This window comes from Mesorhizobium oxytropidicola, from assembly GCF_056174625.1.
The window spans coordinates 4,209,671-4,224,534 of the sequence record NZ_CM149692.1 but is presented as its reverse complement, the minus strand read 5'-3'; the positions used below and the strand labels follow the sequence as shown (position 1 = coordinate 4,224,534).

The following is a 14,864-nucleotide window of genomic DNA, read 5'->3' as shown; positions in this document are numbered from 1 at the left end:
ACTCACCCAAACAGCCCCAAATTTGGCGCCTATATATTCGCCGCCAGACGCCTGCACAAGCGCAATCGGCCACCGAGTCACGCATTTGTTAAAGCACCCTTGCGGCGCTGGTCGGAGCGGGATGCCTCTGATTCGATGGAGAAAGTGCCCTCGACCCTTTGCCAACCTGCCTCGTGCGTGATCCATTGCCCGGGGAACACGCACCATTGTGCGCCACGCGCTTCTTATGGCTAATCGCGTATGGCTTCGGCTTTCGACATCATTGGAGGTTGGGTGAGCAGGCTCTATCTGTTGCGACACGCCAAGGCTGGCTGGGCGCTGCCCGGCATGCGCGATTTCGATCGACCGCTTGACGCATCCGGTCGCGCCGATGCCGAGATGATGGGCGCCGCCATGCGCTCACGCGGCTATGTCCCCGACCTGACATTGTGCTCCAATGCCAAGCGCGCCAAGGAAACGCTCGAAGGCCTGGCCGGCCAGAGCGATACCGGCAAGGTCCTGTTTTTCGACACGCTCTACAGCGAAGACGCGGCCGGTTATCTTCGTCTTATCCGGGAGCATGGCGGGCCGGGTTCACTGCTGGTCATCGGCCACAACCCGATGACGGAGGATCTTGCCATGGCGGTTTCGGGCGACGGCGACGAGACGGCACGTGCCACACTCAATCATGGCTTCCCGACCTCGGGCCTGGCGGTCGTGCGTTTCCTGGACGATCTGGCGAAAGCCGCCCAGGAAGCGGGTTATCTCGAAGCGTTTCTGACGCCGGCCGATCTTTGATACCGGTGCCGGCGCCATTTCAAAGCCGGGTTCCAACGCCTATATCGGACGGACCGAGGCCCGAGAGATCACATTTTGGCATCATCGCTGACCACCTTCACCGACGAGGCAAGAATTGCCCTCGATACGCTGTCGGGACGCGCCACCGGGCTTTTTTCTCCGTCGCTGCGGTTGGGCGTTACAGGCCTTTCGCGCGCGGGCAAGACGGTGTTCATCTCCGCGCTGGTCCACAATCTGATCCATGGCGGGCGCCTGCCGCTGTTCGAGGCGCAGAAATCCGGGCGCATCGCACGCGCCTTCCTCGAAGAGCAGCCTGACGACGCCGTACCGCGTTTCCAGTACGAGGACCACATCGCCGCCTTGGTCAACGACCGCGTCTGGCCCGATTCGACGCGCGCCATCTCGGAACTGCGGCTGACCATCGAATATGAATCGGCCTCCGGCTGGAGCCGCATGTTCTCGTCAGGCAAGCTGTCGGTCGACATCGTCGACTATCCCGGCGAATGGCTGCTCGACCTGCCGCTGCTCGGCAAATCCTTCGCCGATTTTTCACGCGAGGCCATCGACATGGCCGCTCTGCCGGTGCGCGAGGATCTTTCGCGGGCCTGGCGGGCGATTTCGGCGGAAATCGACCCGAATGCCGACGCCGACGAGATGACGGCACGCCGCCTCGCCGAAAGCTTCGCCGCCTATCTCAAGGCCTGCAAGCTCGACGAACGCGCGCTTTCGACCTTGCCGCCCGGCCGTTTCCTCATGCCTGGCGATCTCGAAGGCTCCCCCGCACTGACCTTCGCGCCGCTGGCCGGCCTCGACAGGCGTCCGCGCCCTGGATCGCTGCACGCCATGATGGAAAGGCGCTACGAGGCCTACAAGACGCATGTCGTGAAGCCTTTCTTCCGCGAACACATCACCCGCCTGGACCGCCAGATCGTGCTGATCGACGCCATGCAGGCGCTGAACGCCGGCCCCGGCGCCATGGCCGACCTCGAGCGCGCCGTGACCGAGATCCTCAGCTGTTTCCGCCCCGGCCGGGGCAGCTTCCTCACCGACCTGTTTTCGCGGCGCATCGATCGCATACTGGTCGCCGCGACCAAGGCCGACCACCTGCACCACGAAAGCCATGACCGGTTGCAGGCCATCGTGCGGCGGCTGGCCGACCGCGCCGTGGCGCGGGCGAATTCCACCGGCGCCGACGTCGATGTGGTCGCCATGGCGGCGGTGCGGGCGACCCGCGAAGGCACGGTCAAGCAGGGCCGCGAGACCTTGCCCGTCATCATCGGCACGCCGATCGCCGGCGAGAGGATCAACGGCGAAACGTTTGATGGAAAGACCGAAACTGCCATATTTCCCGGCGACTTACCGGACAAGATTGATGCGGTGTTCGACATCTCCGGCCCGGACCACCGGCAGGATTCCGAGGACCCGGCAATCCGCTTTGTCCGATTCCGTCCGCCAAAACTCGAACGCACGGCCGAAGGCGTCACGCTGTCTTTGCCGCATATCAGGCTCGACCGCGCCTTGCAGTTCCTGATCGGAGACCATCTGGCATGACCCTGCCCCGCAAGCCGGCGGCCTTCCGCATCGAGTCGGAAGCCGCGCCAACACAAGAGGCGCCAAAGGCGCGCCAGGCCGAGCTCTCGCGCAAACCCCGCGTGATGAAGGCCGATGTCGCGCTGGTCATACCGGCGGAGGTCGATGTCTTCGACGAGCCCGACATCATTGCCGCCGAACCGCCGCCGGCAATCGCCCCCAGAAAACGCTCGCTGTTCGGCAGCATCTTCTTCGGCGCCATCGGCGTACTGGTTTCGCTGGCTGTCGGCCTGTGGACCGACCAGCTGATCCGCGACCTCTTCGCCCGCGCCGAATGGCTTGGCTGGCTGGCCGCCGGCATGGCCGTCATCGCATTGCTGGCGCTTCTGGTGATCCTGATTCGCGAATTCCTGGCGATCGCCCGTCTCGCCGAAGTCGAAAAACTGCAAAAGCGCGCGCTTGACGCGATCGCCCGCGACGATCCCAAGGCGGCGCGATCGGTGGTCGACGAGCTTTCGGCTTTCGTCGCGGCCAAGCCGGAAACCGCAGCAGGCCGGCGGGCGCTGGCCGAACTGCGCGGCGAAATCATCGACGGCGGCAATCTGGTGCGCCTGGCTGAAGCGGAGATTCTCGGCCCTCTGGACGCGAGAGCCAAGGTGATGATTCTTGAGGCCGCCAAACGCGTCTCGCTGGTGACGGCGGTCAGCCCGCGCGCGCTCGTCGATGTCGCCTATGTCGTGTTCGAGGCCGGACGCCTCATCCGCCGTCTCTCGGAACTCTATGGCGGACGCCCGGGAACGCTGGGTTTCTTCCGCCTGGCGCGCAGCGTGCTGGCGCATCTAGCGGTCACCGGTTCGATCGCCGTTGGCGACAGTTTCGTCCAGCAGATCGTCGGCCACGGCCTGGCGGCACGGCTTTCGGCAAAACTTGGCGAGGGCGTCGTCAACGGCATGATGACGGCGCGCATCGGCATCGCGGCGATGGAAACGGCGCGCCCCCTGCCCTTCAGCGCCGCGAAGCGCCCGGGACTGGGCGATTTCCTCTCGGCACTGACATCGTTTGCCGCAAAGAAGGACACCGAAACGCCCGGCCCCGGCAAATAGTGTTTTCCTCTTCAGGATGGTGAATGGATCGCCGTTTCGAGGCCTTGCAGTGACGAAGCATTAACCAATCTTCTTCATGGTCAGACCGGTTCCAAACAGCCTCTTTGTTGCCGGGTGTCGTCGATGAAAAGCGTAATTCTGTCCAGCGTCTTGCCCCTGGCCGTCGCGATCACAGCAGTCGTCGGTGTCGCCTCGGGGGCTTCCGCTACAGAGCCGGACAAGCAATTCTTCCAGGCAGCCGAAGGCAAATGGGTCGGCCCGGGCGAAATCGTCGCCGGCAAGTACAAGGGCACGAAATTCAACTGCAGCTTCACCGGCTCGACGCCGGACGGCAAGATGGGCATGACGCTCGACGGCGGCTGCCGGGTCGGCATGTTCACCCAGCAGATGTCGGCCAAGATCGAGCGCAAGGGCCGCGATTACAAAGGTTCCTTCATGGGTGGCGCGGACGGCGCAGGCCTCGATATCATCGGCGGCAACGTTGTCGATGCCCGCAAAGTGGTCTTCACCATCAACCGCAACCAGTTGCGCGGCGTCATGCAGGCCCGTATTCCCGACGACAATTCGATGACCGTGACGGTTGCCGTGCGTGTCCAGGACCAGCTGGTGCCGGTCATCGGCATGAGCTTGAAGCGCGTCGATGCCGTCGAAGTCGGCTCCATCACGCCGAACTGAGCGCCTATCGCGCCCCTATCTCGTCTTACGCAATTCCCAAGGCAAAGCGCCATGCGCTTGCCCGCGAAAACCGTTTCACACTTTTCCTGGAATTGCTCGAACACATCCCCAAAAGCAAAGAGGCGGCAGCCCATCGCTACCGCCTCCTTGAACCAGTCGAATCAGGCGCTTAGCCCTTGATGGCTGCCGTCACCTCGTCATACGCCTTGCAGGCGTCGGCGAGCGTCGTGGCGCCCTGGTACTTGGTTGTCACCGCCTGGACCTTGGCGGTCAGGTCAGCCGCCTTGGACGGATCCTTGGTGATCGCTTCCTGCAGCGCGGCAGCCATGTCCTGCGCCTTCTTGGTCGCGATCTCGGCCGTGCATTCAGGTGCCTTCGAACAGGCCGAACCGGCAAGCACCGCCAGGCCGACGGCAACAAGCAAAAACTTCTTCATGTCAGTCATCTCCTCAAAAGGGCGCGACTTGATCGTCGCTCACCCTCCAATGGCCGAAGCCGAGCGTCCTTAGCCCTCGATTGTGGCAACACGCAACGCGCGCATGGCGTAAACTTGTGTAACGTGCCTGCAATATTTGTCCGGGCCGGATTCGGCCTACTGTGTCAGCGGCGGCAAAGTTTAGTTGCGCGGCTGTAGCAGCGCCAGGACGGCTGTCGATGCGGCAAGGATAGCAGTCACGGTCAAAGGCGCTGTAGGGCCATAGGTGTCCACAGCATAGCCGCCGACAACCGCGCCGATGGTGATGGCAACCTGAAAAGAGGCGACCATCAGGCTGCCCGCTGCTTCCAGCGCGTCCGGCGCTGCGCGAGACAAATTTGTCGGCAGCACCACCGGCGCCATGCCGAAGGCGAAGCCCCACAGCGTAGCGAAGCCAAAGGCAACGCCAATGTGCACGCCCCAAAGCACCAATGCCAGCGCCGCAAACGCCATCAATGCGGCGGTAACCACGAGAGCCACGTGGATATTGGCGTCGGCCATGCGGCCACCGGCAATATTGCCGATCACTGCGGCGATGCCAAATCCGAGCAACGCCAGGGCAATTGGCCCGGTTGCAAGGAGCGTCACATGTTCGAGAAAGGGACGCACATAGACCGAGCCGGCAAAATGCCCCGTCATCAGCAAAAGAATAGCAAGCATACCAAGTTGGATGCCACGCCGTGTCAGCCGAAGGACGTCTGCAAGGCTATTGCTCGCCGTTGCAGGCAAAGACGGTAGGCTAAGCAATTGCAGCAACATGGCAACCACGGCCAGCCCCGCTGTCATGGCCATGGCGCTGCGCCATCCCAGCCAGTCGCTGATCAGCGCACCCATCGACGGTGCCGCAATGGTGGCGAGCGAGACGCCGAGGGTGACGATAGCCATGCCCCTACCTGTCGCATTGGCGCCAACCAGCCTCGCGACGACGGCGACCGAAAGCGCCCAGAAAGCGCTGAGAGCGATTCCCAGCCCGGCCCGGCCTAACAACAGCAGCCAGAAATTGGGCGCCAGCGCCGCAAGAATATTGGAAGCGACCGCTAGGGCCATGAGGCCAACCAGCACCGTCTTGCGGTTCAATCGGCCGATCAGAACATTGCTCAACATGGCCGTCACGGCGCCGACAGAAGCGGTGGCGGTGACGACCTGTCCGGCCGTTCCCTCGCTGATGCCGAGATCGCGCGCCATTGGCGTCAGCAGACCTGCCGGCAGAAATTCGGCTGAGACCAGGGCAAAGCTGGTGGCCGCCAATGAAATGACCGCGAACCAGGTGGTTGCGCTCCACGCGGCAGGCGCAGCGGCATCAACGTCTATCGCCGCGTCTTCAAGCTGTAATGTTGTGTCAGTCACGGAAAGATCTCCAAAGTTTGGAGATCTTCATAAACGAGTCTTCTCGGATGATATGTATCTCAAAATCCGAAATCCATGTCTATTCGTCCGGGATTTGTGCGACGCACAACGCCTGGCGAGACATTGGTGATGCGCTTGAAGGCGCGAGCGAAGGACGCCTCGGAATCATAGCCCAAGCGGGTAGCAACCTCGGCCACCGACAAGCCGTTTTGCCCCAACAACTCGCGGGCAAGCTGCATGCGCAAACGGGCGAGATAGCGTGCAGCACCCTCTCCCAGTATAGCGCTGAAGCGCTCGGCGAAAATCGAGCGCGATTGGCCTGCCAGGCTGGCGAGGCTTTCGAGCGTCCAGTTATGGCCGGGGTCTCTGTGCATGGCTGCCAGAGCGCGGCCAATATGGGGGTCGCGGATGGCAGCGAGCCAACCGGTGGTCGAAGCTCCCGTACAATTGACCCAGCAGCGAATGAGCCGGGCCGTCAGCAAGTCCGCCATACGCGACAAGATGGTGGCGCTGCCCATCTGCGGTTGCGCGGCCTCCGCGGTCATGGCCGCCAGCAACGGACCAACCACCGGGTCATTGCCGGCCACGTCGCAACCCTTGATGATAGGCGGCATCAGCGTGATCAATGGGTTTAACGCACAGGTGCCTAAGGCCATTGAGCCGCAGAAAAGGGTGCTTGTCGCGCCCGTGCCTTCCCGTACGACTTCGCAGACGTTGCTCCCCAACTTGGTTACCCGGCAATCATCGAGCGAGCCGCCTGCAACGTCCGGCGCGCTGGCCAGCCGATGGCCGATGCCTTGCGGCAGCAGCGCCAGATCGCCATCGCGCAACTCCTGCCAGCCTTGCGCTTCGGTATGGATCCAGCAAGGACCCTGACCGACAAAGTGAAAACGAAGCAGCGATTGTTGCGGAAACTCTATGCTCCAAGGATGTCGGAGCTCGCAGCGGCCATAACTGACGCCGCTCAAGCGAAAGTCTTGTAGGACTTCGCTGAGCGCATCCATCGGAATATGGGACGGCGGAGACGGCCGGGACGAATGGATAGTCATCCCGCCGATATAGACACCGATCGTCCGGCAGGCAAGCGGAGACGGTTGTTCCACCAGGGGAAACGCTTCAACGGCACCTACCCGTCCTGGCAGGCTCCCCGCCCTTGCCTCCCGCTCCAACTGCATGCAAGGAGTGCTGTCGGACATAGGGACAAGAGGCATGGCAGCGGAAGCGTCGGGCAGCGATCTCATTCAGGTGGTGGCGCTGCTTGCCGCGGGTGTCGTCGCCGTTCCGATCTTCAAACGCATGGGCCTCGGCTCGATCCTAGGCTATCTCGCCGCCGGCGTGGTGATCGGCCCGTTTGGCCTTCGTATCTTTTCCGAATCAGGGGCCATCCTCCACGTCGCCGAGCTCGGCGTCGTCATGTTCCTGTTCATCATCGGGCTGGAAATGCAGCCGTCGCGTCTTCGGGGCCTGCGCCGGGAGATTTTCGGGCTCGGCGCGCTGCAGGTCGGCGTCTGCGCGGTTCTGCTGACCGGTGTCGGTGTGGCCGGAGGCTTTCCAGTCTCGCAATCCTTCGTCGCCGGCGCCGGTTTCGTGCTGACCTCGACGGCGATCGTCATGCAGCTTCTCGAGGAACGTGGCGAAATCGCCTCGCCGAAGGGCCAGCGCATCGTTTCCATCCTGCTGCTGGAAGATCTGGCCATCGTGCCGCTGCTGGCCCTGATCGCGTTCCTGGCGCCGGGCGGCGCCGACACCAGCCTGTCGGAAAGGCTGATCGAGGTCGGCATCGGGCTTGCAGCGATCGTCGGACTGGTGCTGGCCGGACGCTATCTGCTCAACCCCTTCTTCCGCATCCTGGCGGATGCCCGTGCCCGTGAGGTGATGACGGCCGCGGCGCTTCTGGTGGTGCTTGGATCGGCGCTCGTCATGCAGCTCAGCGGCCTGTCGATGGCGATGGGCGCGTTCCTGGCCGGCGTTCTTCTGTCCGAATCGACCTTCCGTCATCAGTTGGAAGCCGACATCGAGCCGTTCCGCGGCATCCTGCTCGGCCTGTTCTTCCTTGCGGTCGGCATGTCGCTCGACCTGCATGTGGTGGTCGCGAACTGGAAGCTGATCGCCATCTATGTCGTCGCCTACATGGTGATGAAGGCGCTCGGCATCTACATCGTCGCCCGCATCCTCAAAACAGGCCATCGCGAAGCGCTGGAACGCGCGGTCTTCATGGCGCAGGGCGGTGAATTCGCCTTCGTCCTCTACTCCGCAGCCGCTGCCGTCGGCATCATCGACAGCCAGGCCAACGCGACGCTGACGGCAATCGTCATCATCTCCATGGTGCTGACGCCGCTGGCGATCATCGCCTTGCGCTATGTCACCCCGCGCGACGAGCAGTCGCTCGACGGGTCGATGTCGCCGACGGCCTGACCGGCAGTGTGCTGGTCATCGGCTTCGGCCGCTTCGGCCAGATCGCCAGCCAGCCGCTGCTGCTGCGCGGCATCGACGTGTCGATCATCGACAACGATGTCGAGATGATCCAGGCGGCCGCCGATTTCGGCTTCAAGGTCTATTATGGCGACGGCACGCGGCTCGACATCCTGCGCGCCGCAGGCGCGGGCCAGGCGCGCGCCGTGCTGATCTGCGTCGACAAGGCCGATGCCGCCGTTCGCATCGCCGAGCTCATCAAGGCTGAGTTTCCCTTGCTTACCGTGCTGGCGCGCGCCTTCGATCGCGGCACCGCTCTGCAACTCATCCGCGTCGGCGTCGACTATCAGCTGCGCGAGACCTTCGAATCGGCGCTGGTTTTCGGTGGCTCGGCGCTGGAATCGCTCGGCGTCGATCCTGAAGACGTCGCCGAGACGATCGAGGACGTCAGGCGCCGCGACACCGACCGTTTCGAAACCCAGCTCGCCGAAGGCATCCGCGCCGGCCAGCGCTTCCTGCGAGGCAACATCGGCACGCCTATTCCGACACCGCTCTCTACGCCGCGCCGCCCTGGTAAGGCCCTCAATGAAGAGACGGCCGGCGTTCTGCACAAATCCGAAACGGCCGATTGAACGAAGGAACCATGCATGGAATTGGACAGCAGGGCCCTGTCGGTCACCAAATTCTGGCGTGACGCCGGCGAGGATGCATGGTTCGAGAAGAACGAGGCTTTCGATGCCGCTTTTCGCGACCGCTTTCTCGATCTGCACTATGCCGCCGCGCGGCGCGAATGCGACGCCTGGTCGGAGCACGCCGAAGGCTCGCTGGCGCTGATGATCCTGCTCGACCAGTTTCCGCGCAATTGCTTTCGCGGCACCGGCCATATGTGCGCCACCGACCCGCTGGCGAAGCATTTCGCTCAAAAGGCGGTCACATCAGGGCATGATCTGGCGCTGGAACCGGAACTCCGCGTCTTCCTGTACCTGCCGTTCGAACATTCGGAAAACCTTGCCGACCAGGACATTTCGGTCGAACTGCACACCGCCAGGGCCGAGTTCAACCTGAAATACGCACTGGAGCATCGCGACATCATCCGACGCTTCGGCCGCTTTCCGCACCGCAACAGGATGCTTGGCCGCGAAACGACACCGCAGGAGCAGGCATTTCTCGACGGAGGCGGATTCTCCGGCTGATCGCTATGACGGCCAGCGACCACCTGATAGAGAGCTCAGATCAGCCACCAATCCCGGCCGGACCGCAGGCGTTCGATGCCTGATGAGTCGACCGCAGCCAATCGCTCCGACACGCTTCGCCCACCAACGGCCAGGTTCGGCGCGATCTCGGCCAGCGGCGCCAGTACGAAGGCGCGCTCCAGCATGCGCGGATGCGGCACTTCCAGCCCGGTCTCATGGATGACGCGGTCACCGAACACCAGAATGTCGATATCGATCAGGCGCGGCCCCCAGCGTTCCTCGCGCACACGCTTCAGCTTCCGCTCGGCGTCGAGGCAGAGGTCGAGCAGTGCCCGTGGCGACAGCCGCGTCGACAATTCGGCGGCGACGTTGAGGAAATCCGGCTGATCGAGCTTGCCCCAGGGCGGCGTGCGGTAGAGCGAGGAGACGGCGGCGACGCGCGTGTCCGCATCGGCATCGAGAATGCGCAGCGCCGAGGCCATCGAGGCAGCTGGATCGCCCAGATTGCCGCCAAGGCTGAGGTAGACGGTGTTACTCGGGCCAGACAACGGTCACCTCGACATAATCAAGCACGCCAGGCACCGGCGCGTTCGGCTTGCGCACGGTGATTTCGGCCCTCCTGATCTGCGGAAACCGCTCCGTCAGCGCCTTTGCCACTTCCATGGCCAGAGCCTCGATCAGGAAGCGCCGTTCGCCGGTGATGATCTTCTCGATCACCGTGAAGGCTATGCCGTAGTTGACGGTTTCCTCGATGGCGTCGTCGACAAGCGCGCGCCCGGGTTCGACCGACAGCACCGCGTCTACATAGAAACGCTGGCCGAGCGCCTCCTCCTCGTCGAGCACGCCATGCCGGGCAAAGAAGGCGCAGTTCTTCAGGCGGATGACATACATGGCTCAGCGTCCCGATGCGGCGGTTTCACGCGCCAGCATAGCATCCGCCACGGCCAGCGCGTCCACGTTGATTGCGACATCATGGACGCGAAACAGATGCGCGCCCTTGAGCCTGAGAATGACGCTGGTCGCCGCCGTCCCGGCGGCGCGGTCGGACGCATCGCGGCCGGTGACGGTGCCGATGAAGCGTTTTCGCGAGGTGCCGGCCATCAGCGGAAAGCCGAGCGCATGGAGCTCGGAAAACCGTGCCATCAGGTCGAGATTTTCCTGCGCCGTCTCCTTGGCGAAGCCGAAGCCCGGGTCAAGCACGATGCGATCGTCCGCAATGCCGTTGCGGCGGGCGATCTCCAGCGATTTTTCCAGGAACGCAAACTGGTCGGCGATCACGTCGGGCAGCTTCTCGCGATCCCGCCCAGTATGCATGATGATGAGCCCGGCGCCGGTTTCGGCGGCGACCCGCGCAATATCGGGCTCGCGCTGCAGGCCCCAGACATCGTTGACGATATGCGCGCCGGCAGCCACCGCCAGCCGAGCGGTTTCGGCACGATAGGTGTCGACCGAAACCAACACCTCACTGGCGCTCGCCAGCGCCTCGATCACGGGCAAGACACGCGCCTGTTCCTCGCTGGCCGATAGGGTGGCGGCGCCCGGCCGGGTCGATTCTCCGCCGACGTCGATGATCTGGGCCCCCTCCCCGATCATGCGGCGCGCCTGGCTCAGCGCCGCTTCGGGCGCATCGAACAGGCCACCGTCGGAAAAGCTGTCCGGGGTGACGTTGAGAATGCCGACGACCACGGCCTTGCCGCCAAGCTCGAGATGGCGTCCATGCGCAAGCTGCCATCGCCTCGCCGTCATTGCTCATCAACCTTAGAGCATGATGCCGAAAAGTGTGAAGCGGTTTTCGGACGACATCATGCTCTACTCCTTTGATTTAGAGGCGGATTCAGATTTCAGGTCGATTCCACCTGAAATCATCCGACTCTATGCTCATCAACGATGTGTGCTCATCAACGATGTGTGATCCGTAAGGGATCAATTCCGTTGCGTCGGCAACGGCCGTAAAGCAAGGTGGGTAAAGAGGCAATATGATGAAACGATCCCTGCTTTGCGCGCTGCTGCTTGCCGTGACCGCCGTCCCGGCGGGCGCGGCCAATCTGGTGAAAACATACAGCTATTTTTCCATTGGCGGCAGCACGCTCGAGGACATCGAGAAGCAGCTCTCCACACATGGGCCGCAGGTCAAAAGCACGGGCTCGCGCCACCCCGGCGCCACCCAGATGGCCTTCACCACCCGTATCAGCTACGCCAAGCAGGCAGGCTCCTGCCGGATCGCCGACGCGGTCGTGACCGTCAAGGTCAAGGTGATCCTTCCGGAATGGCGCCGTCCGCGCAAGGCGGACCCGGATGTGCGGGTGTTCTGGGATACGCTGGCGGCCGACATCAAGCGCCACGAGGAACGCCATGTCGAGATCGCCAAGAACCATGCGCGCGTACTGGAAGACGCGCTGAAGGCGACCTATCCGCAAAAGGATTGCGGGGCGGCCAAGGCCAAGGCGGCCGAAATCACCGCCGCCATCCTCGCCAGGCACGACCGCGCCCAGGTGCAGTTCGATCGCGTCGAAAGCGTCAATTTCGAAAGCCGTATCCTGCGGCTGATGCACTATCGCATCCAGCGCATCGAAAACGGCCAGCTGCCGCCACCGGGCTGAATTTCGTCGACGCCCGCAATGGCGCCGATGCAAGCCAACCGGGCCGAAGCGTAGTGCCAGCTTCGAAAATTTTCGAACGGCAGTCGAAATCGACCTATACGAAACGCCATATCACGGGTTGGCAGGGCACAACCCTCGAGGAACGGGCACCACGACCGATCGCGCGACGGACACACCAGGCAAGCCCAATCGGTGACCGGACAGCGCGCAAAGCACATGGACGAAGACTATGGACCAGGCTGCCGACAAGCAGACCATGGCGGCTGCCGCCACACCGCTGACCGAAAGCGAGAAGAACGCCATCATCGGCGGCGTGCTTTTGTCCATGCTGCTGGCGGCGCTCGACCAGACCATCATCGCGCCGGCCATGCCGACCATCGCGCGTGCGCTCGGCCACGCTGAGTATCTGCCCTGGATGGTCACCGGCTATCTCCTGACCGCGACCGCCGTGGCACCACTCTACGGCAAGATTTCCGACGTCTATGGCCGTCGCCCGACCGTTTACGCGGCGATCCTCATCTTCCTCGTCGGATCGGTGGTGAGCGCCATGGCCCCCAATATGTTCGTGCTGGTGATAGGGCGCGCGATCCAGGGTGCCGGCGGCGGCGGTCTGTTTGCGCTGGCGCAAACCGTCATCGGTGACCTCGTGCCGCCGCGCGAACGCGCACGCTATGCTGCCTGGGTCTCCGGCACCTGGGCCGTCGCCAGCATTGCCGGGCCACTGCTGGGAGGCACCTTCGCGCAACATCTGCACTGGTCGCTGATCTTCTGGATCAACATTCCGCTTGGGCTTCTGGCCATGGCGATCATCAACAAGCCGCTGAAGAAGCTGCCGATTGCAGCCAAACATCACCGCATCGACGGATTGGGCGCAGTACTTTTGGTCATCGCCACCGCACTTCTGCTTCTGGCGCTCAACTGGGGCGGCAGCACCTATCCGTGGTTCTCGCGCGAAATCCTCGGGCTGGTGGCCTGTTCTGCCGTGTTCTGGGTCTTGTTCGCCCTGAGGCTGCTAAGGGCCGCCGAGCCGTTGATCTCGCTTGAGGTGTTGAGCAACCCGATCGTGCTCGCCGGTGCGCTTTCGATGTTCCTGCTGCAGGCGGCGAATATCGGCGCTTCGGTCTACCTGCCGGTCTATCTGCAGACCGTCATCGGGCTCTCCGTCAGCGAATCGGGAATAGCCATGCTCGGCCTTTTGCTCGGCACGGTCGCCGGTGCCGCTTCCAGCGGCCGCCTCATCCCCCGCTTCGTGCACTACAAGCGTATCGCCATGATCGGCATCACTCTGGCCATTGCCAGCATCGGCGTGCTCAGTGCCATTGCGGAACACGCCTCGCTGCTCGAGGTCGAGATCCTGACCACCCTGATCGGCTTGGGCGGTGGAACGACATTCCCGGTCGCGACCGTCTCTGTCCAGAATGCCGTCGACCGAGCCCATCTCGGGGTTGCGACCGGCGTGCTGACCTTCCTGCGGACGCTGGGTGGCGCGCTGGGCGTCGCCCTGCTCGGCGCCGTCGCGCTCGGCTATGGTCTGCCGCTCTCCGCCGAGGGCTCGCAGACGCATATTCAGCTGACATCAGCGTTGCCGTTCGTGATGATCTTCATCACCGCCGGCATCACGCTGATGCTGGGGCTTGTCGCAATGATGTTGATGCCGGAAAAGGCGCTGCGTGGCCGCGACGAGGCGGTCGCGCCCGTTCTCGCAGAATAGAAGCGCTTCTTACCCCACCACGCCGAGCTTCTTCTGCAGGCTGGTCGACGAGGTCGTGTACTGGAACACGATCCGCTCGCCGGGGCTGATGATGCGCTTGGCCGCCTGCGCCATCAGCGCCACTTCGTGGAAGCCTGACAGGATCAGCTTCAGCTTGCCTGGATACGAGTTGATGTCGCCGACCGCGAAAATGCCGGGCACCGATGTCTGGAACTTCTCGGTGTCGACCGGGATCAGGTTTTCGTGGAGATTGAGCCCCCATTCCGCGATCGGTCCGAGCTTCATGGTCAGGCCGAAGAAGGGCAGCATGCGCGTGCATGGCACTTCGATATCGCCGTCCGGGCCACCCTTGATGGTGGCCGATGACAGCTGGCCGTCGGCCCCGGTGAGCCCGGTCACCTGGCCGACCCTGAATTCCAGCTGCTTCATCTCCTGCATGGCATACATTTTGTTGACGCTGTCGGGGGCCGCGCGGAATTCGGGGCGCCGATGGACCAGCGTCACGCTCTTTGCCACCGGCTGCAGGTTCAGCGTCCAGTCGAGCGCCGAGTCGCCGCCGCCGACAATGACAAGGTCGTGGCCGCGAAAATCCTCCATCCGGCGCACCGAATAGAAGACGCTCTTGCCCTCATAGGGCTCGATGCCCGGGATCGGCGGGCGCTTAGGCTGGAACGAGCCGCCGCCGGCGGCGATCACCACCACCTTGGCCTCGAACACCTCGTTCTCGTCGGTGGTGACGCGAAAGCTGCCGTCCTCCAGTTTCTCGAGGCTGGAGACCATGCGGTTGTAGGTGAAGTCCGGCTTGAACGGATGGATTTGCTCGAGCAGCTTGTCGACCAACCCTTGCGCCGAGATCGAAGGCCAGCCGGGAATGTCGTAGATCGGCTTTTCCGGATAGAGTTCCGCGCATTGGCCGCCGGGTTTGTCGAGAATGTCGATCAGGTGGCACTTCATGTCGAGCAGGCCGAGCTCGAACACGGCGAACAGGCCGACAGGCCCTGCCCCGACAATGAGGGCGTCTGTCTTGATTGTTTCGGTCAT

General features: G+C 63.3%; 14 protein-coding genes and 1 pseudogene. 8 read left to right on the top strand and 7 right to left on the bottom strand.

The window, feature by feature from the left end; all coding sequences use genetic code 11:
* The first annotated feature begins 273 nt into the window (after window positions 1–273).
* From AC0V8S_RS20970 to AC0V8S_RS20955, 4 genes are all read left to right on the top strand, one after another.
* Window positions 274–777 carry a SixA phosphatase family protein gene (locus tag AC0V8S_RS20970; RefSeq protein WP_475433106.1) on the top strand — a complete coding sequence of 168 codons (504 nt, stop codon included), beginning with the start codon at window positions 274–276 and terminating at the stop codon, window positions 775–777.
* Window positions 778–852: 75 nt separating this feature from the next.
* Entirely contained in the window at window positions 853–2,328 is a 1,476-nt protein-coding gene (locus AC0V8S_RS20965) for a YcjX family GTP-binding protein (RefSeq protein WP_475433104.1), read from the top strand.
* Window positions 2,325–3,410, top strand: a complete 1,086-nt coding sequence (locus AC0V8S_RS20960; RefSeq protein WP_475433103.1) for a YcjF family protein — start codon at window positions 2,325–2,327, stop codon at window positions 3,408–3,410. Before AC0V8S_RS20965 ends, AC0V8S_RS20960 begins: the two co-directional genes overlap by 4 nt.
* A gap of 123 nt (window positions 3,411–3,533) precedes the next feature.
* Entirely contained in the window at window positions 3,534–4,085 is a 552-nt protein-coding gene (locus AC0V8S_RS20955; RefSeq protein ID WP_475433102.1) for a hypothetical protein, read from the top strand.
* Window positions 4,086–4,254: 169 nt separating this feature from the next.
* On the opposite strand, the gene AC0V8S_RS20950 is transcribed toward AC0V8S_RS20955, so the two are convergent.
* The 3 genes from AC0V8S_RS20950 to AC0V8S_RS20940 form a co-directional block, all read right to left on the bottom strand.
* The gene (locus tag AC0V8S_RS20950) at window positions 4,255–4,521 is read right to left on the bottom strand and encodes a hypothetical protein (protein WP_095200069.1); all 267 of its coding nucleotides are present in this window, start codon (window positions 4,519–4,521) and stop codon (window positions 4,255–4,257) included.
* Between the two features lie 180 nt (window positions 4,522–4,701).
* Window positions 4,702–5,907 carry an MFS transporter gene (locus AC0V8S_RS20945; protein ID WP_475433099.1) on the bottom strand — a complete coding sequence of 402 codons (1,206 nt, stop codon included), beginning with the start codon at window positions 5,905–5,907 and terminating at the stop codon, window positions 4,702–4,704.
* A 59-nt stretch (window positions 5,908–5,966) separates the two neighbouring features.
* On the bottom strand, window positions 5,967–6,956 hold the full coding sequence (locus tag AC0V8S_RS20940; RefSeq protein WP_183465308.1) for an AraC family transcriptional regulator: 990 nt from the start codon (window positions 6,954–6,956) through the stop codon (window positions 5,967–5,969).
* Between the two features lie 160 nt (window positions 6,957–7,116).
* Here AC0V8S_RS20940 and AC0V8S_RS20935 point away from each other — a divergent pair.
* A pseudogene (locus AC0V8S_RS20935) lies at window positions 7,117–8,951 on the top strand (monovalent cation:proton antiporter-2 (CPA2) family protein).
* Between the two features lie 15 nt (window positions 8,952–8,966).
* Complete coding sequence (locus AC0V8S_RS20930) at window positions 8,967–9,512, top strand: DUF924 family protein (RefSeq protein ID WP_183459953.1); 546 nt, start codon at window positions 8,967–8,969, stop codon at window positions 9,510–9,512.
* 35 nt (window positions 9,513–9,547) lie between these two features.
* Here AC0V8S_RS20930 and folK read toward each other — a convergent pair whose 3' ends face one another.
* The 3 genes from folK to folP are packed head-to-tail and all read right to left on the bottom strand — an operon-like array spanning window position 9,548 to window position 11,258.
* Window positions 9,548–10,060, bottom strand: coding sequence for a 2-amino-4-hydroxy-6-hydroxymethyldihydropteridine diphosphokinase (gene folK, locus AC0V8S_RS20925; protein WP_475433096.1), 513 nt, complete (start codon window positions 10,058–10,060; stop codon window positions 9,548–9,550).
* The gene (gene folB / locus AC0V8S_RS20920) at window positions 10,044–10,403 is read right to left on the bottom strand and encodes a dihydroneopterin aldolase (RefSeq protein WP_010909658.1); all 360 of its coding nucleotides are present in this window, start codon (window positions 10,401–10,403) and stop codon (window positions 10,044–10,046) included. The genes folK and folB overlap by 17 nt, the downstream gene beginning before the upstream one ends.
* Before the next feature lie 3 nt (window positions 10,404–10,406).
* A complete protein-coding gene (folP, locus tag AC0V8S_RS20915; protein WP_475433094.1) occupies window positions 10,407–11,258 on the bottom strand; it encodes a dihydropteroate synthase in 852 nt (283 codons plus the stop codon).
* Window positions 11,259–11,488: 230 nt separating this feature from the next.
* Between folP and AC0V8S_RS20910 the strand changes: the two genes are divergently transcribed.
* Both AC0V8S_RS20910 and AC0V8S_RS20905 read left to right on the top strand, forming a co-directional pair.
* Window positions 11,489–12,112, top strand: a complete 624-nt coding sequence (locus AC0V8S_RS20910) for a DUF922 domain-containing Zn-dependent protease (protein ID WP_475433092.1) — start codon at window positions 11,489–11,491, stop codon at window positions 12,110–12,112.
* Between the two features lie 229 nt (window positions 12,113–12,341).
* Complete coding sequence (locus AC0V8S_RS20905; RefSeq protein WP_475433090.1) at window positions 12,342–13,823, top strand: MDR family MFS transporter; 1,482 nt, start codon at window positions 12,342–12,344, stop codon at window positions 13,821–13,823.
* Window positions 13,824–13,832: 9 nt separating this feature from the next.
* On the opposite strand, the gene AC0V8S_RS20900 is transcribed toward AC0V8S_RS20905, so the two are convergent.
* Window positions 13,833–14,864: an NAD(P)/FAD-dependent oxidoreductase gene (locus AC0V8S_RS20900; protein ID WP_475433088.1), complete on the bottom strand. Its 1,032-nt coding sequence runs from the start codon at window positions 14,862–14,864 to the stop codon at window positions 13,833–13,835.

What these genes read in the sequence shown, in the direction of transcription:
- AC0V8S_RS20960 (WP_475433103.1), top strand. Translation starts at nt 2,325, where the DNA reads ATGACCCTGCCCCGCAAGCCGGCGGCCTTCCGCATCGAGTCGGAAGCC.
- folP (WP_475433094.1), bottom strand. Translation starts at nt 11,258, where the DNA reads ATGACGGCGAGGCGATGGCAGCTTGCGCATGGACGCCATCTCGAGCTT.
- AC0V8S_RS20910 (WP_475433092.1), top strand. Translation starts at nt 11,489, where the DNA reads ATGATGAAACGATCCCTGCTTTGCGCGCTGCTGCTTGCCGTGACCGCC.
- AC0V8S_RS20955 (WP_475433102.1), top strand. Translation starts at nt 3,534, where the DNA reads ATGAAAAGCGTAATTCTGTCCAGCGTCTTGCCCCTGGCCGTCGCGATC.
- AC0V8S_RS20900 (WP_475433088.1), bottom strand. Translation starts at nt 14,864, where the DNA reads ATGACCGAAACAATCAAGACAGACGCCCTCATTGTCGGGGCAGGGCCT.
- AC0V8S_RS20950 (WP_095200069.1), bottom strand. Translation starts at nt 4,521, where the DNA reads ATGAAGAAGTTTTTGCTTGTTGCCGTCGGCCTGGCGGTGCTTGCCGGT.
- folB (WP_010909658.1), bottom strand. Translation starts at nt 10,403, where the DNA reads ATGTATGTCATCCGCCTGAAGAACTGCGCCTTCTTTGCCCGGCATGGC.
- AC0V8S_RS20930 (WP_183459953.1), top strand. Translation starts at nt 8,967, where the DNA reads ATGGAATTGGACAGCAGGGCCCTGTCGGTCACCAAATTCTGGCGTGAC.
- AC0V8S_RS20940 (WP_183465308.1), bottom strand. Translation starts at nt 6,956, where the DNA reads ATGACTATCCATTCGTCCCGGCCGTCTCCGCCGTCCCATATTCCGATG.
- AC0V8S_RS20905 (WP_475433090.1), top strand. Translation starts at nt 12,342, where the DNA reads ATGGACCAGGCTGCCGACAAGCAGACCATGGCGGCTGCCGCCACACCG.